Annotated in this window: 15 protein-coding genes; 10 read left to right on the forward strand and 5 right to left on the reverse strand. The window is 74.0% G+C overall.

Going from position 1 to position 15,214, the window contains the following annotated elements; translation table 11 throughout:
* Positions 1–40 precede the first annotated feature (40 nt).
* Positions 41–205, reverse strand: a complete 165-nt coding sequence (locus tag ACWDX6_RS09780; protein WP_403289936.1) for a hypothetical protein — start codon at positions 203–205, stop codon at positions 41–43.
* Positions 206–266: 61 nt separating this feature from the next.
* A complete protein-coding gene (locus tag ACWDX6_RS09785; RefSeq protein ID WP_451484415.1) occupies positions 267–674 on the reverse strand; it encodes a DUF1990 family protein in 408 nt (135 codons plus the stop codon).
* 187 nt (positions 675–861) lie between these two features.
* Here ACWDX6_RS09785 and ACWDX6_RS09790 point away from each other — a divergent pair, with 187 nt between their 5' ends.
* The 8 genes from ACWDX6_RS09790 (at position 862) to ACWDX6_RS09825 (ending at position 11,016) form a co-directional block, all read left to right on the forward strand.
* Positions 862–2,091 carry a DUF6777 domain-containing protein gene (locus ACWDX6_RS09790; protein WP_451484416.1) on the forward strand — a complete coding sequence of 410 codons (1,230 nt, stop codon included), beginning with the start codon at positions 862–864 and terminating at the stop codon, positions 2,089–2,091.
* Positions 2,092–2,430: 339 nt separating this feature from the next.
* Complete coding sequence (locus ACWDX6_RS09795; protein WP_451484478.1) at positions 2,431–4,428, forward strand: SpoIIE family protein phosphatase; 1,998 nt, start codon at positions 2,431–2,433, stop codon at positions 4,426–4,428.
* A 63-nt stretch (positions 4,429–4,491) separates the two neighbouring features.
* Positions 4,492–5,826 (forward strand): wax ester/triacylglycerol synthase family O-acyltransferase, encoded by a 1,335-nt coding sequence (locus ACWDX6_RS09800; protein WP_451484417.1) that lies wholly within the window; start codon positions 4,492–4,494, stop codon positions 5,824–5,826.
* A 37-nt stretch (positions 5,827–5,863) separates the two neighbouring features.
* Positions 5,864–6,739 (forward strand): Fpg/Nei family DNA glycosylase, encoded by an 876-nt coding sequence (locus ACWDX6_RS09805; protein ID WP_451484418.1) that lies wholly within the window; start codon positions 5,864–5,866, stop codon positions 6,737–6,739.
* A 40-nt stretch (positions 6,740–6,779) separates the two neighbouring features.
* Positions 6,780–7,541: a LytR/AlgR family response regulator transcription factor gene (locus ACWDX6_RS09810; RefSeq protein ID WP_451484419.1), complete on the forward strand. Its 762-nt coding sequence runs from the start codon at positions 6,780–6,782 to the stop codon at positions 7,539–7,541.
* A gap of 121 nt (positions 7,542–7,662) precedes the next feature.
* Positions 7,663–8,073: a hypothetical protein gene (locus ACWDX6_RS09815; RefSeq protein ID WP_451484420.1), complete on the forward strand. Its 411-nt coding sequence runs from the start codon at positions 7,663–7,665 to the stop codon at positions 8,071–8,073.
* 16 nt (positions 8,074–8,089) lie between these two features.
* The gene (locus ACWDX6_RS09820) at positions 8,090–9,811 is read left to right on the forward strand and encodes a sodium/solute symporter (RefSeq protein WP_451484421.1); all 1,722 of its coding nucleotides are present in this window, start codon (positions 8,090–8,092) and stop codon (positions 9,809–9,811) included.
* Positions 9,808–11,016 (forward strand): sensor histidine kinase, encoded by a 1,209-nt coding sequence (locus ACWDX6_RS09825; RefSeq protein WP_451484422.1) that lies wholly within the window; start codon positions 9,808–9,810, stop codon positions 11,014–11,016. The genes ACWDX6_RS09820 and ACWDX6_RS09825 overlap by 4 nt, the downstream gene beginning before the upstream one ends.
* Before the next feature lie 19 nt (positions 11,017–11,035).
* Here ACWDX6_RS09825 and ACWDX6_RS09830 read toward each other — a convergent pair whose 3' ends face one another.
* From ACWDX6_RS09830 to ACWDX6_RS09840, 3 genes are all read right to left on the reverse strand, one after another.
* The gene (locus tag ACWDX6_RS09830) at positions 11,036–11,530 is read right to left on the reverse strand and encodes a hypothetical protein (RefSeq protein ID WP_451484423.1); all 495 of its coding nucleotides are present in this window, start codon (positions 11,528–11,530) and stop codon (positions 11,036–11,038) included.
* Between the two features lie 250 nt (positions 11,531–11,780).
* The gene (locus ACWDX6_RS09835; protein WP_451484424.1) at positions 11,781–12,194 is read right to left on the reverse strand and encodes a PaaI family thioesterase; all 414 of its coding nucleotides are present in this window, start codon (positions 12,192–12,194) and stop codon (positions 11,781–11,783) included.
* Positions 12,195–12,198: 4 nt separating this feature from the next.
* On the reverse strand, positions 12,199–12,756 hold the full coding sequence (locus tag ACWDX6_RS09840) for a sigma-70 family RNA polymerase sigma factor (protein ID WP_451484425.1): 558 nt from the start codon (positions 12,754–12,756) through the stop codon (positions 12,199–12,201).
* Positions 12,757–13,017: 261 nt separating this feature from the next.
* On the opposite strand from ACWDX6_RS09840, the gene ACWDX6_RS09845 reads away from it, so the two are divergent.
* Both ACWDX6_RS09845 and ACWDX6_RS09850 read left to right on the forward strand, forming a co-directional pair.
* Entirely contained in the window at positions 13,018–14,232 is a 1,215-nt protein-coding gene (locus ACWDX6_RS09845) for a CapA family protein (RefSeq protein ID WP_451484426.1), read from the forward strand.
* 98 nt (positions 14,233–14,330) lie between these two features.
* Entirely contained in the window at positions 14,331–15,179 is an 849-nt protein-coding gene (locus ACWDX6_RS09850; RefSeq protein ID WP_451484427.1) for a polysaccharide deacetylase family protein, read from the forward strand.
* Positions 15,180–15,214 lie beyond the last annotated feature (35 nt).

Genomic DNA, 15,214 nt, shown 5'->3' on the forward strand with positions numbered 1-15,214 from the left:
GGCGCGTTCCCTCAGGGGCGCCGGGCTACCGCCGCGGGCGTCAGCCCTTCTCCTCTTCGTCCGCGGTGCGCTCGCCCTCCGCTTGCGACGGGGTGGTGCGCATCGTCTGCGGATGGCGCTGCGTCCGCTCCTGGGGGTCCATGTCCTCGTCGAGCCGCTCGCCCTCGGCCTGCGAGGGGCTCGTGTATTCGTCGTACTGGCTCATCGCCGGCTCCTTGAATGGAACGACTACCTACAAAAGGAGCGTAACGCCCGAGGTGTGCCGCTCACTTCTCCCCTTCGACGATTCGCCGGAGCGTACGGCCGAGGCGGCGGGCGTACGCGCGCTGGAAGGCGGGCGCGAGAGGTCCCGCCAGGCGGGTGTACAGGGCGGCGGGGCGGCTGAAGGCGGTGACCGAGACCTCCACCAGGGCGCCGGGCTCCGCGCGGGCCGCTTCGGCGTGGACCCGGGCGCCCGAGGCGCGGTGCATCCGCCAGGTGGTGACGGCTGCCCCGGCGGTCTCGAAGGCCTTCCTGCCGTGGCCGATCCGGACGGTGTGGTGCAGGTGCCGGTATCCGTCGGGCAGCCGCCCGGACCCGGTGGCGCCGACCTCGGGATAGGTGAGGGCGCCCGGGGCGGCGGCTCGCCGGGGAGCGGCGGCGGGGTGGGCGAGGGCGCGGATCAGACGGACCATGAGGCGTTCTCCTCGCTCTTGAACGCGTTCAAGCGTTTCGCCCCTGAGCGTAGACCTCCCCTTGAACGCGTTCAAGAGGAGGGGGTCGGGGGTCACGGATGGATGTACTCCATTTGCGGGGTCGGGTGGGGTGCGACAGACATGGAGGATGTCGCGATTGTCTCGGGCGGAAGAGGCGGGAGATCACGTGCGCTCATCCATACGCCGGTCACGACGGCCCCTCGCCACGCTTGCCGCACTCGCCGCGCTGACCTCGGCGCCGGTGCTCGCCGGTTGTTCCTCCGGCGACGGCCGCGACGGCGGCGGGGGCGGCGGCGAGCAGGCCGCGGCCGCCTCGCGGCAGGTCCTCCTCCAACCGGTGGCCGCTCCGGGGCCCGACCCGTTCACCCCCTCCACCGCGCGAGGCACCGCCCGGCAGACCACCCCGCCGGACGCGTCCCCGCCCAGGACTCCCGCCCCGGAGGGCACGGTCCGTGCGGTCACCGGCTCCACGCCCGGCCTCTACGGCGGAACACGCTCCGTCGCCAGCTGCGACGTCGAGCGGCAGGCCGCACTTCTCACCGCCGACCCGGCCAAGGCTCGGGCCTTCGCCGAGAGCGCGGGCATCCCCGACTCCGGCGTCCCGGACTGGCTGCGCGGACTCACTCCGGTCCTGCTGCGCGCCGACACCCGGGTCACCAACCACGGATACCGCGACGGACGGGCCACCGCCTTCCCGTCCGTCCTGCAGGCGGGCACGGCCGTCCTCGTCGACCCGTACGGCGCGCCCCGTGTCCGCTGCGCCTGCGGCAACCCGCTGCGCTCGCCCGCCATCGACCGGGGAGCCGTGCACAGCGGCCGGCCCTGGAGCGGCTACCGCCCCGACCGCGTGGTGGCCGTCAAGCCCACCGCGGCGGTCGTCCACAGCCTCGTCATCGTGAACGTCGCGGACGACACCTGGATCGAGCGACGCACCGGATCCGACGGAGAACGGGACCGCGCGCCCGCCGTCGTACCGCCCTGCGCCCCCGACGACTGCCTCGCCGCGCCGCCGGACGCCTCGCCGTCCGGGACGCCGACCGCCCCCGACGGCTCGGTCACGCCCGAGGCCCCGCCGCCCCCGGGTGCGTCCCCGCCGTCCGACGCCCCCAGCGCGCCGGGCGACACCGACTCGCCCGGTGACCCGCCGAGCGACTTGCCACCGCCGTCCGCGACCGACTGCCCCTCACCGCCCACGGTCCCGCCCACGCAGATCGCGCCGGGCGAGCCCGACCCGTACGACACGGTCCCGCCGAACCCCGAGGTCCCGTCCGACTGCCCGCCCTGGATGCCGCCCGAGCTGCCGGAACCTCCGGTCGAGCCGGAGGAGCCACCGCTGCCGGAGGACCCGTTCCCGCTGGAGACCGGACCTGAACAGCCGGAGACCTTCGAAGGCTGACGGCCGGAACCCGGTGCGCGCCGTCGCCCCAGGCTCCGCCGCGCACCGCGACCCGAGCCGAGCCCCGGGTTCCGCCATGCACTGCGACCCGAGCCGAGCCCCCGGGTTCCGCCGTGTCGCGCCGGACCCGAGTCACGCCCCGGGTTCCGCCGTGCCGCGCCCGACGCGGGCCCCGGCCCGTGCCCCGGTCTCCGCCGTGCGCGCCGCCGGGGCTGCGCCTAGCGTGGCCCCATGGACGCGGGCCGAGGGGGCGCCGAAGCGGCGGAGACCTGCCGCTGCGAAGCAGGGACAGGGGGCGTGACGTGCTGCTTCCTGCGCGCCCATGGCGAGCGGTTCGGCATGGGCAGCTTCGACTGGGATCTGATCAGCGGCACCATGATCATGGACGCGGGGGCGCTCAAGGTCTTCGACCTGGACCCCGACGAATACGACGGCAACCCCACCACCCTCGGCTCCCGTGTGCTGCCCGACGAGGGACGCCGGCTCGACACCCTCGTCACCCACGCCCTCAAGGACGGCAGCGACCGCTACGGCGCCTACTTCCGCATCCGCCGCCGCGACGGCAGCCAGCGCTGGACCCACACCCAGGGCCTCATCCACCGCGACGAGACCGGCCGCCCCCACCGCATCCTCGGCATCGTCCGGGACGCCTCCGAGGAGCTCAGCGAGTCCGCCGCCCGGCTCGGCCTCGACGAGGGCCGGCGCAAGCGCACCAGCGTCGTGGAGAGCACCACCGCGGCCCTCGCCCACGCCCGGACCGTCCAGGACGTCATCGACCTCCTGAACGACTCCCACGGCCTGGAGTACTTCGGCGCCACCAGCCTGGTCATGGGGCTGCTCGAATCGGGCCGGATCCATCTGGTGGCCGAGGGCCCCGCCGGCGCCTTCGTGCCCGGCACCCGGTTCACCCGGGTGGACGAGCCCTACCCGATGAGCGAGGTGGTCCGGACCCTCACGCCCCGGTTCATCGAGTCGGCCCAGGAGTTCGCCGACTCGTACCCCGTCCTCTGGCCGCACATCAGCGGCCTCGGCATCACCTCGGCCGCCTATCTGCCGCTGATCGCGCAGGCCCGCCCCATCGGCGCGCTCGGCCTCCTCTACAGCGACAGGACCGGCTTCAGCGCCGACGAGCGCAACCTGCTGGTCGCGCTCGGCAGCAGCATCGCCCAGAGCCTCCAGCGCGCCATGCTCTACGAGCAGGAGCACGATCTGGCCGAGGGGCTCCAGCAGGCCATGCTGCCGCGCCGCATCCCCGACGTGCCCGGCGCCCACATCGCCGTCCGCTACCGCTCGGCCCGGATGGGGCGGGACATCGGCGGCGACTGGTACGACATCATCCCGCTGCCCGGTGGCCGGGTCGGGGCCGTGATCGGGGACGTCCAGGGGCACGACACCCACGCGGCGGCCGTCATGGGACAGCTCAGGATCGTGCTGCGGGCCTACGCCGCCGAGGGCCACACCCCGGCGACCGTGATGGCCCGGGCCTCCGTCTTCCTCCACGAGCTCGACACGGACCGCTTCGCCACCTGCACCTACGTGGAGGTGGACCTCGCGACCGGGGTCATGCAGATGGTGCGCGCCGGGCATGTGGATCCGCTGATCCAGGACGCCGACGGCAACTGCCGACGGCTGCCCGTCGAGGGCGGGCTCCCGCTCGGGCTCTCGGCGGAGTTCGGCCGGCTGGACTTCCCGGTGACCGCCCTGGAGCTGGACCCCGACCAGACGCTGCTGCTGTACACCGACGGACTGGTGGAGAAGCCTGGGTCGGACCTGGACGAGGGCATGCGGTGGCTCTCCTCGCTGGTACGGCGGGGGCCGCGCGACCTCCAGCGGCTCGCCGACGAGCTGTGCGAGGTCGTGGACGAGCAGGGTGGCGACGACGACGTCGCGATCCTGCTGCTGCGCCGCCACGGGGCGTACTTCCCGCGGACCGGCGGGCGGCTCCAGCAGCATGTGGGGCAGAGCGACCCGGAGGCGCTGAGTTCGGCCCGGCACATGATCAGGGCCGCCGTGCGGGCGTGGGGCGCCGCGGACCGCTCGGACGAGATCGAGCTGGTCGCCGACGAACTGATCACCAACGCGCTGATGCACACCGACGGCGGAGCGATCGTGACCCTGCGGATGCTGGCCGGGCCCGAGCGGCGGCTCCGGGTGGAGGTCGAGGACCGCTCCAGCGCGCTGCCCCGGCGCCGCGAGGCGGGGGAGTCCGGCGTGTCCGGCCGGGGCCTGCTGCTGGTCGAGCAGATCTCGGACGTCTGGGGCGTGGAGTCACGCGGCAGCGGCAAATGCGTCTGGTGCGAGTTCGTTGTTGACTCTGCGTACATGGATCATGCTTGACCGTAACCGACTGTGCGCGATTGACTTCGGTCTTCTGCTGCCCTCCTAGGACATGAGGATCCGTTGAGCAGTGAGCTTCTGGCCCCCCTCGATCTGGCCTTCTGGCACCTCGAGTCCGCCCACCACCCGATGCATCTGGGCGCCCTCGCCCACTTCGGCCCGGCGCCCGCCGAGCCGGACGTCCTCGCACTGCTGGCCTGCCGGGCCGCGGCGATCCCCCGGCTGCGCATGCGGGTCCGCGACGTCTGGCTGCCCGTCGGAGGCGCCGCCTGGGCTACCGACAAGGACTTCGACGTACGACGGCACGTGCGGGAGATCGCCCTGCCGGGCGCCGGCTTCGGCGCCGAGACCGCCCGGCTGGCCGGCGAGCTGATGGAGCGCCCGCTGGAACGAGGACGCCCGCCCTGGGAGATGTACCTGCTCACCGGCGCCCCCGACGGCTCCTTCGCCGTCCTCGTCAAGCTCCACCACGCCCTCGCCGACGGCATGCGGGCCGTCGCCATCGGCGCCGGGATCTTCGACGAGATCGCCGCCGGGCGCGGGGCCGGCGTCCGGCGCGTCCGTCCCGTGCCCCCGCGCTCCTGGCTGCCCGGACCCGCCCGGCTCGTCGGCGCCGCCCGCGACCGCATCGAGGACCTCGGCCGGGCCGTCGAGGTCGGCGCCAGCGTGCTCCGCGCCAGCCGGCTCGACGTACGCGGCACCGACGCCCTCGCCGCCCACTCCAGCGGCACCCGCCGGGTCGCCACCGCCACCCTGGACATGGACCGGATCCACCAGGTGCGCCGCACCTCGGGCGGCACCGCCAACGACGTCCTGCTCACCGTGGTCGCCGGGGCCCTGCGCCGCTGGCTCGACGGACGCGGCGACCCGCTCCCCGGCACCGACCCGCGCGCCCTCGTGCCCGTCTCCCGCCGGCGCCCCGGAACCCCGGCCGCCGCCGGCAACAGCTTCTCCGCCTACCTCCTGACACTGCCGGTCACCGAACCCGACCCGGCCGCCCGGCTGACCGCCGTCCGCCGGGCGATGGACCGCAACAAGGCCGACGGGCCGCTGCGCGGCGCCGGGGCCCTCGCCGTACTCGCCGACCAACTCCCCCCGCTCGCCCACCGCTTCGGCGCACCGCTGGCCTCGGGGGCCGCCCGCGTGCTCTTCGACGTCCTCGTCACCAACGTGCCGCTGCCCCGCTCGGCCCTCTCCCTCGCCGGAGCGCCGCTGCGCGCGCTCCACCCGATGGCGCCGCTCGCCCGGGGCCAGTCCCTCGCCGTCGCCATGTCGCCGTACGGCGGCCGGGTCCACGTCGGGCTCGTCGCCGACGGCGAGGCCGTCCCCGACCTCAACGCGCTGGCGGACGCGCTCGCCGCCGAACTCGACCTGCTGGAGCAGACGGGAGCGAGCTGAACGCGCGGCGCGGCGGCGGCCCTGGCAGGGTGGAGCCATGCCCGAACTGCCCGAGGTGGAAGCGCTGCGAGAGTTCCTCGACGAGCATCTCGTCGGCAAGGAGATCGCCCGCGTGCTGCCCGTCGCGATCAGCGTCCTCAAGACGTACGACCCGCCCCTGAGCGACCTCGACGGCGCCGAGGTCGTCGCGGTCGCCCGGCACGGCAAGTTCCTCGACATCGAGACCGCGGGCAGGACGGGCGAGCTGCTCCACCTCCTGGTCCATCTGGCCCGGGCGGGCTGGCTCCAGTGGAAGGACCCGCTGCCCTCGGGGCCCCCGCGTCCCGGCAAGGGCCCGCTGGCGCTGCGTACCGCACTGACCACCGGCGACGGATTCGACCTCACCGAAGCCGGCACCACCAAGCGCCTCGCCGTCCACCTGGTCCGCGACCCGCTCGACGTGCCGGGCGTCGCCCGGCTCGGCCCCGACCCGCTCGCCGACGACTTCGACCTGGCCGCGTTCACCGCGCTGCTCGCCGGCGAACGGCGCCAGATCAAGGGGGCTCTGCGCGACCAGAGCCTGATCGCCGGCATCGGCAACGCGTACAGCGACGAGATCCTGCACGCGGCGCGGATGTCGCCCTTCAAACCGACCCAGAACCTCGACGAGGCGGACACCGCCGCCCTCTACGAGGCCATGCGGACCACCCTGCGGGAGGCGGTGGAACGCGCGCACGGCATCGCGGCCGGCAGGCTGAAGGCCGAGAAGAAGAGCGGCCTGCGGGTGCACGGCCGCACCGGCGAGCCGTGCCCGGTGTGCGGGGACACCATCCGCGAGGTGTCCTTCAGCGACTCCTCGCTCCAGTACTGCCCCACCTGCCAGACCGGCGGGAAGCCGCTCGCCGACCGCAGGATGTCCAAGCTCCTGAAGTAGCCGGTTCTGCGGCGGCCGAGGCCCGCCTACACTCCGCTGCATGCTGCGCGTACTGGCCGTCGACGACGAAGAGCCGGCCCTCGGGGAACTCCTCTACCTCCTGCGTGCCGACCCCCGGATCCGCAGCGCCGAGGGCGCCACCGACGCGACCGGGGCGCTGCGCAGGATCGGGCGGGCCCTGGATGCCGGGCCGGATGGGGAGGAGGCCATCGACGTCGTCTTCCTCGACATCCACATGGCCGGACTCACCGGGCTCGACGTCGCCCGGCTGCTCGCCGGATTCGCCCGGCCCCCGCTGATCGTCTTCGTCACCGCCCACGAGGGCTTCGCCGTGCAGGCCTTCGACCTGGAGGCGGTCGACTACGTCCTGAAGCCGGTACGCCGGGAACGGCTCGCCGAGGCCGTCCGCCGGGTCCACGACCTGGTCCACGCCGCCCCGGCGCCCGTCGCGCCCCTGGGCACGCCGGAGCAGGTGCCCGTCGAACTGGGCGGAGTGACCCGGTTCGTGGCCGTCGACGACATCGCCTACGTGGAGGCGCAGGGCGACTACGCCCGCCTGCACACCGAGCAGGGCAGCCACCTCGTCCGCATCCCGCTGTCCACCCTGGAGGAACGCTGGGCCGACCGCGGCTTCGTGCGGATCCACCGCAGCCATCTCGTCGCCCTCGACCGGATCGACGAGCTGCGCCTCGACGGCGGCGCGACCTCCGTACGGGTCGGCACGGCCGAACTGGCCGTGAGCCGCCGGCACGCCCGTCAGCTGCGGGACCTCCTGATGCGCCGCGCGGCGGGCCGCCCCTGACCGTCCGGTGCCCCTGCCACCTGGCCGGCCCCCGCCGGCCCGCGACGCGTCTACCGCCCGTCATCGCTTCTGCGTAGACTCCACGGGCCCAGCAGACCGAGAGACGCCGGAGCGGACGCCGATGCCCCAGCAGCCACCGCCGCGCAGGCCCCGGCGCGAGACCGTCACGCACGCCTCGGCCCTCCGCGACGGTGCCGCCGGTCCGCCCCGGCAGCCCGCGGGCCCCCGCCCGGCCGCCCGGACCGGTCATCCGCCCGCCCGCTTCGAGATCAGCGAACAGACCACCCTCGGCCACACCTACGTCCGCTCCCTGATGCGCAGCCAGCTCAGGGCAGCCCTCACCGCCCTCGGCGCGCTCGCCCTCCTCGTCGGCTCGCTGCCCCTGCTTCTCGCGCTCCCCGCCCCCGAGACCGTCGTCTGGGCCGTCCTCGGCGTCGGCGTGTACCCGGTCGTCTGGGCCGTCGCCCACTGGTACGTCCGCCGCGCCGAGCGGAACGAACGCGACTTCACCGGCCTCGTCGAGGGCCGCTGAGCGCGGGGGACGGCACGTGAACCACACCTACGCGGTGGCCGCGGTCACCACCGTCGTCCTGGCGACCGTGCTCATCGGCGCGCTCGGCCTGCGGATATCCCGCACCACCTCCGACTTCTACGTCGCCTCCCGCACCGCCGGGCCCGGCCTCAACGCCGCCGCCATCAGCGGCGAGTACCTCTCCGCCGCCTCCTTCCTCGGCATCGCCGGCCTGGTCCTCGTCCAGGGCCCCGACATGCTGTGGTACCCCGTCGGCTACACCGCCGGCTACCTCGTCCTGCTCACCCTGGTCGCGGCGCCGCTGCGCCGCTCGGGCGCGTACACGCTCTCCGACTTCGCCGAGGCCCGGCTCGAATCCCCGCCCGCCCGCCGTCTCGCCAGCCTCCTCGTCGTCGGCATCGGCTGGCTCTATCTGCTTCCCCAGCTCCAGGGCGCCGGGCTCACCCTGGAGATCCTCACCGGAGCCCCCGACTGGGTCGGCGGCGTGCTCGTCGCCGTCGTCGTCACCGGCATCGTCGCCGCCGGCGGCATGCGCAGCATCACCTTCGTCCAGGCCTTCCAGTACTGGCTCAAGCTCACCGCCCTGCTCGTCCCCGCCATCTTCCTGACCGCCGCCTGGTTCGGCGACGACACCCCGCGCGTCCGCTTCGACGCCCCGGCGGTCTTCCGCGAGCACACCGTCGTCCGCGTCGCCGACACCGTACGGATCGAGGTCGACGCCCCGCTCACGCTCACCGTCACCGGCCGGATCGACGGCACGGCGTACGAGCGGCGGCCGGTCACCCTCGACGAGGGCGCCCACCGCGTCGAGGGCGGCACAGAACTCGCCTTCCCCGAGGGCGCGACCGTCCCAGAACGGGCCTCCACGGGCGGCGACCCCCTCGGCTGGTCCCAGCCGCTGGCCGGCGGGAGCGACGGCCACCAGCTGTACGCCACGTACGGGCTGATCCTCGCCACCTTCCTCGGCACCATGGGGCTGCCCCATGTCGCCGTCCGCTTCTACACCAGCCCGCACGGACGCGCCGCCCGGCGCACCACGCTCGTGGTGCTCGGCCTGGTCGGCGCCTTCTATCTGCTGCCACCGGTGTACGGCGCGCTGGGCCGGATCTACGCCCCCGAACTCGCCCTCACCGGCGCCGCCGACGCCGCCGTCCTCGTGCTGCCGGACCGGATGCTCGGGGGAGTGCTCGGGGAGCTGCTGGGCGCCCTGCTGGCCGGCGGGGCGTTCGCCGCGTTCCTGTCCACCGCCTCCGGGCTGACCATGTCGGTCGCCGGAGTCCTCACCCAGGACGTGCTGCCCAGCCGCGGCGTACGGCATTTCCGCCTCGGCGCCCTGCTGTCCACCGCCGTCCCGCTGACCGCCGGGGTCCTCGCCTCGAAGGTTCCCGTCGCGGACGCCGTCGGCCTCGCCTTCGCCGTCTCGGCGTCCTCCTTCTGCCCGCTCCTCGTCCTCGGCATCTGGTGGCGCCGGCTCACCCCGCCCGGCGCGATCGCCGGACTGCTGCTCGGCGGTGGCTCGGCGCTCACGGCCGTGATGGCGACCCGGGCCGGCGTGCCCGCCGAGGGCTGGGCGCACACCCTGCTGGCCTGGCCGGCCGTCTGGTCGGTCCCCCTGGGCTTCGTGACGATGATCCTGGTCTCGCTGGCCACCCCGCGCCACATACCGCCCGGAACCCCGGCGATCCTGGCCCGGCTGCATCTGCCCGAGGAGCTGCTGCGCCAAGGAGCCGGCCGGTGAGCGGCATCGCGCTCGCGGCCGCGGGCGCCGCCGCCGCCGTCCTGCTCGCGGCCGGGTTCGTGCTGGGCCGGATCACCGCCCGGCGCGGCGGACGGGCCGCCGATCCGGACCTCGGCACCCCCGTCGAACGCGCCACCTTCCACACCCTGCACACCGCCTCCCTCGCCGCGCCCCCGCTGCGCGCCGGGCTCACCGAGGACACCGCCCGCAAGGCCGTCGGGCGGCTGCGGTCCCTGCTCGGCACCGAGGCGCTCTGCCTCACCGACCGCTCCGCCGTCCTCGCCTGGGACGGGCCGGGCGAGGGCCACCACCGTGACCACGTCATGGAGCAGGCGGCCGAGATCCTCGCGTCGGGGCGCAGCCGGTCCGCGCACACCGGCTGCGCGGACTTCGAATGCCCGCTGCGCTGGGCGGTGATCGCCCCGCTCACGGGTGAGGACGGAGTGCTCGGGGCGCTCGTCGCCTACGGTTCGCGGGAGTCCGCCGTCCTCGTGCGGGCCGCGACCGAGGTCGCCCGCTGGGTCTCCGTACAGCTGGAACTGGCCGAGCTCGACCGGTCGCGGACCCGCGTCGTCGAGGCGGAGATCCGCGCCCTGCGGGCCCAGATCTCCCCTCACTTCATCTTCAACTCCCTGGCCGCGATAGCCTCCTTCGTCCGCACCGATCCCGAGCGGGCCAGGGAGCTGCTGCTGGAGTTCGCCGACTTCACGCGCTACTCCTTCCGCCGGCACGGGGAGTTCGCCCAACTCGCCGACGAACTGCGCTCCATCGAGCAGTACTTGGCGCTCGCCGGGGCGCGCTTCGGGGAGCGGCTCAAGGTCACCCTGCAGATCGCCCCCGAGGTGCTGCCGGTGACGCTGCCGTTCCTCTGCCTCCAGCCGCTGGTCGAGAACGCCGTCAAGCACGGCCTGGAGGACTCGGTGAACGTCTGCCGGGTCACGATCGCGGCCCGCGACGCGGGCGCGGAGGCCGTGGTGACGATCGAGGACGACGGCGTGGGCATGGACCCGGACGTGCTGCGGTCGATCCTGCGCGGAGAGCGCCCCTCCGGCGCGGGGATCGGCCTGTCGAACGTGGACGAGCGGCTGCGCCAGGTGTACGGGGCGGAGTACGGCCTCGTCGTCGAGACGGGGGTCGGCGCGGGGATGAAGGTGACGGTACGGATCCCCAAGTACCGGGCGGGCGTGCACCGTACGGCCCTCTAGGGGCGGTCCGTGGGGGTGGTCAGTAGAGGTGGAGCGCCAGATGGCCGAGCGGCAGACCCACCTGCCAGGCGGGGATCCACACCTGGGCCGACTCGTCGACGGGGAACCCGGGCGCCGACGGCATCGGACCGCCCAGGTCGGCCGCGCGGATCTGGGTCGCCTCCAGCTGCCGCCAGGTCTCGCGGGCCAGGGCCAGATCGGGGCCGTCGTCGCCCGCGCCGGCCCGGGCGGCGAGCCGCTCGCGCACCCACCGGTCCCAGGGGTGGTCGTACGCGGTCCGCGCGATCCACTCGTCGAGCCGGTCCGCGGTCCCGGCCAGGGACCGGGCGCCCGGTCCCTCGCAGAGGTGGATCGTGAGGGCCAGCGTCCGCTGCCCGGCTCGGTACTCCAGTGAGCCGGGCGCGACCAGACAGCCCGCGCGGAGCAGATCACCGGCTGTGAACTCGGCACACAACCAGGCCATCGGGACGGCCAGTCCGCCCCCGCTGGTGCCGTTCGTACTCTCGGGCAGCAACGCTTCCACCTTCTTCGGACGTGTCGTGTCGGTCGAGGCCCCCGAGGGACCCCGGCCTCGAGGACGAGCCTCCACCGAAGAGGACGTGTGCGGGTCGCTCTTTGCTCAACTCGCCGGGGGTGGTTTCGGATACGTTCCTCCGACGCGTCGGTGCCGGTGGGAGCGGTGATGCGGGAGGAAGCGTCCGGGACGGCCGGGGAACGGCACGACGGTCTCCGGCGGGGGCGACGAGCGCGCCGGGACGGGCGGCTCAGCCGAGCAGCGCGTAGACCGCCGTCGCGTGGGCGGCGGTCTCGCTCGTCCCCTCGGCCGTCATCGCGATGTCCGCGAACGCCATCCGCTTCCCGGTCTTGGTGAGCCGCGCCCGTACCAGGACGTCCGCGCCCAGGACCGCCCGCTGGAAGGTGATCGACTGCTGCACCGTCGTCATCGGCACGAAGCCGCCGCGGGCCGCCGCGACGGCGATCACCGTCGCGGTGTCGGCGGCGGCCATCAGCGCCTGGCCGGACAGTCCACCGCCCTCACGGGCCAACCGGTCCGACCAGGGGAGCCGGAGGACCGCTTCGGCTCCGTCCAGGGAGACCACCGAGAGCCCCAGATCGAGCACCCAGGGGGCGAAGTTGTCGGCGAGAACCTTTTCCGCGCTTGCGAGAGTCAGCGTCACGCGGTCATTGTGCTGCCGCGGTCCTCGGACGGGCAACGCCCGCGCGCCGGGGCCGGTATCCCGGCAGCCGGCGGCCGAGCTGGCGCAGCGCGTAATGCGAGCGGGACTTCACCGTTCCGGCCGGGATGCCGAGGTCGGCGGCGGCCTCGTTGACGGTGAGACCGTGGAAGTAGAGCCTGACCAGGACCGCGCGGTGCTCCGGGCTCAGGCCCTCGACGGCCGCCCGTACGTCGAGCGCGGCGACCGCCGACTCGGTGACGTCCGCCGGGTCGGGCGTGGCGGCGAGCATCCCGTCCCCGATCTCGGCGGGCCGGGCGAGGCGGGAGCGCCGGGCGTCGATGGCCAGACGCCGGGCCACGGTGAAGAGCCACGGCCGCATCGACTCGTAGGGTCCGTCGAACGCCTCCGGGTGGAGCCAGGCCCGTACGAGGGTCTCCTGCGCCAGGTCCTCCGCCCGCTGCCGGTCGCCGTAGGTCAGGCCGAGCAGAAAGCCGAGGAGGGCCTGGCCGTGGTCGCGCTGGAGCGCCGCCAGGGCGCGTTCGTCGGTCGTCGCCGTTGTCATGCTTCACACCTCTCCTGCCGGCTCCCTGTTCTCGTGGCGTATACGAACGCATGCGCGCGGCGAGCGACAGGGAACGCACACGTCCGTGCGACGAGCGGTCGCACCGAGCGGCGAATGGTGCGGTGAACGGTCAGCTGAAGGTCCTGCGTCCGTTTCAGCGTGGTTTGTTGCAGTACGCGGCTTTGTTCCTTGACTGAGGCTTATATCCGCTGTGAATTCATCAGGACAGATGTTCGTCCTATGAACGGCGGAGTCCGGCAGATGACCCAGCGCACGAGACAAGGGGCGGTGGCCGTCGCCGCCGTTCTGCTCACCGCGGCGACCGGCTGTGCCGGTGCCGCCCGTACCTCCGGAGCGCCGCCCGCCGGGCAGGACTCCGCGAGCCCCGCCGCTCCCGTCGCACCGGTGGCCCCTTCGGCGGCCGCCGGCGGGGCCTCGGCCCGCACCGGCTTCACCCTGGTGGCCTCCGGCGACGTCCTGCCCCACGACTCGATCATCCGCCAGGCCGCCGCGGACGCGGGCGGCCGGGGCTACGACTTCCGCCCGATGCTCTCCGGGGTCAAGCCCGTCGTCTCGGGCGCCGACCTGGCGATCTGCCACATGGAGACGGTGTACGGGAAGGACGGCGGCCCCTACACCGGCTACCCCGCCTTCAAGTCACCGCCCGAGATCGCCGGCGCGCTCAAGGACACGGGGTACGACTCCTGCTCCACCGCCTCCAACCACACCCTGGACGACGGTGCCGCCGGCCTCGCCCGCACCCTCGACGCCCTCGACCTGGCGGGCGTGCAGCACGCCGGTTCGGCCCGCACCGCGGAGGAGGCGGCCCGGCCCACCCTCCTGAAGGCGGGCGCCGCGACCGTCGCCCAGCTCGCCTACACCTACGGCACCAACGGCTTCCCGCTGCCCGAGGGGCAGCCGTGGGCGGTCAACCTGATCGACGAGGAGAAGATCGTCGCCGACGCGCGGGCGGCGCGGAAGGCCGGCGCGGACGTGGTCGTCGTCAGCCTGCACTGGGGCACCGAATGGCAGACCGCCCCGGACGACCGCCAGCTGGCCCTCGGCAGGTCTCTCACCGCCTCGCGGACCGGAGGCCGCCCGGACATCGACCTCATCCTCGGCACCCATGCCCATGTGCCGCAGGCGTACGAGAAGGTCAACGGCGTCTGGATCATCTACGGCATGGGCGATCAGATCGCCGGTGACATGATCAACTACGAGGGCGCGTTCGATCCCCGCGGCAACCAGGGCACGCTCGGACGTTTCACCTTCACGCCGCCCGCCTCGCCCGGCGGCCGGTGGGAGGTGGCCAAGGCCGAGTTCATCCCCCAGTGGTTCGACACGTCCCGGGGCCGGGTGGTCAACCTCAACGCGGCCATCAAGGAGGGCGGCGGCCAGACCGCCGTACGCGACACCATCCGCGACGTCGTCCTCAGCAGGGGTGCGGCCGAGGACGGTCTGCTGATGGGGGAGTAGCCGGTTCGGCTCATCGGGTGTTTTCGGGCGGACGGCCGGTGTGGACGAGGGGCGCCGGCCTTCGCCCATGCGAGTCATTAGCCATGAAAAAGGATCAGATGCCCAGCGGGCGTCGTGCGGTGCTGCGCATCGCCGCCGCCCTGGGGGCCACCGCCACCGTGGGAGTCTTCGCGGCGGAGCACGCCGCCACGCCCGTACGCCCGAAGGGCGCGCCCCCCGGGCCCGTCGCCGCCCCGGGCGGGGGACCGGCCGCGGGCGCCCAGGCGAGCGCCCGGCTCAAGCCCTCCTCGTACCGGCTCCAGCCGATGACCGCGTACGCGCCGCCGGCCTTCCGCAGGGCGGTGCCGCCCGTCCGGCAGCGGCCCTTCCTGAGGATGTCCGGCGTCGGCCGTTCGATGGTGCTGACCTTCGACGACGGACCCGACCCCCGCTACACCCCGGAGATCCTCGCCACCCTGCGCCGCCACGGCTGCCGGGCGATGTTCTTCGTCTGCGGGGAGATGGCCGTCGAGAACCAGGACCTGCTACGGGAGATGGCGGCGGACGGACATGTCGTCGGCAACCACTCCTGGTCCCATCCGCTCATCCCCAAGCTGCGCCCCTCCCGCATCCGGGACGAACTCGGCTCCACCAGCGACATCATCGAACGGACCCTCGGGACGGCGCCCCTGTGGTACCGCGCCCCCTTCGGCGCCTGGAACCGGCACTCCTTCGAGATCGGCGCCGAGCTCGGCATGGAGCCGCTCGCCTGGACCGTGGACACCCTCGACTGGCAGGAACCGGGCACGGGCAGCATCGTGCGCCGGGTCCTGGACGGGGCGGCCCCCGGTGTGGTGGTCCTCTCGCACGACGCGGGAGGGGACCGCTCGCAGAGCGTGGCCGCCCTGAAGCGCTATCTGCCGGAGCTGCTCGACGCCGGCTACAGCATCACCGTGCCCCGCCGCTGAGCGCGTACGGCGAAGGCCCCCGGCGCCGTGCCGGG

It is taken from the genome of Streptomyces sp. NPDC003027 (genome assembly GCF_053591435.1).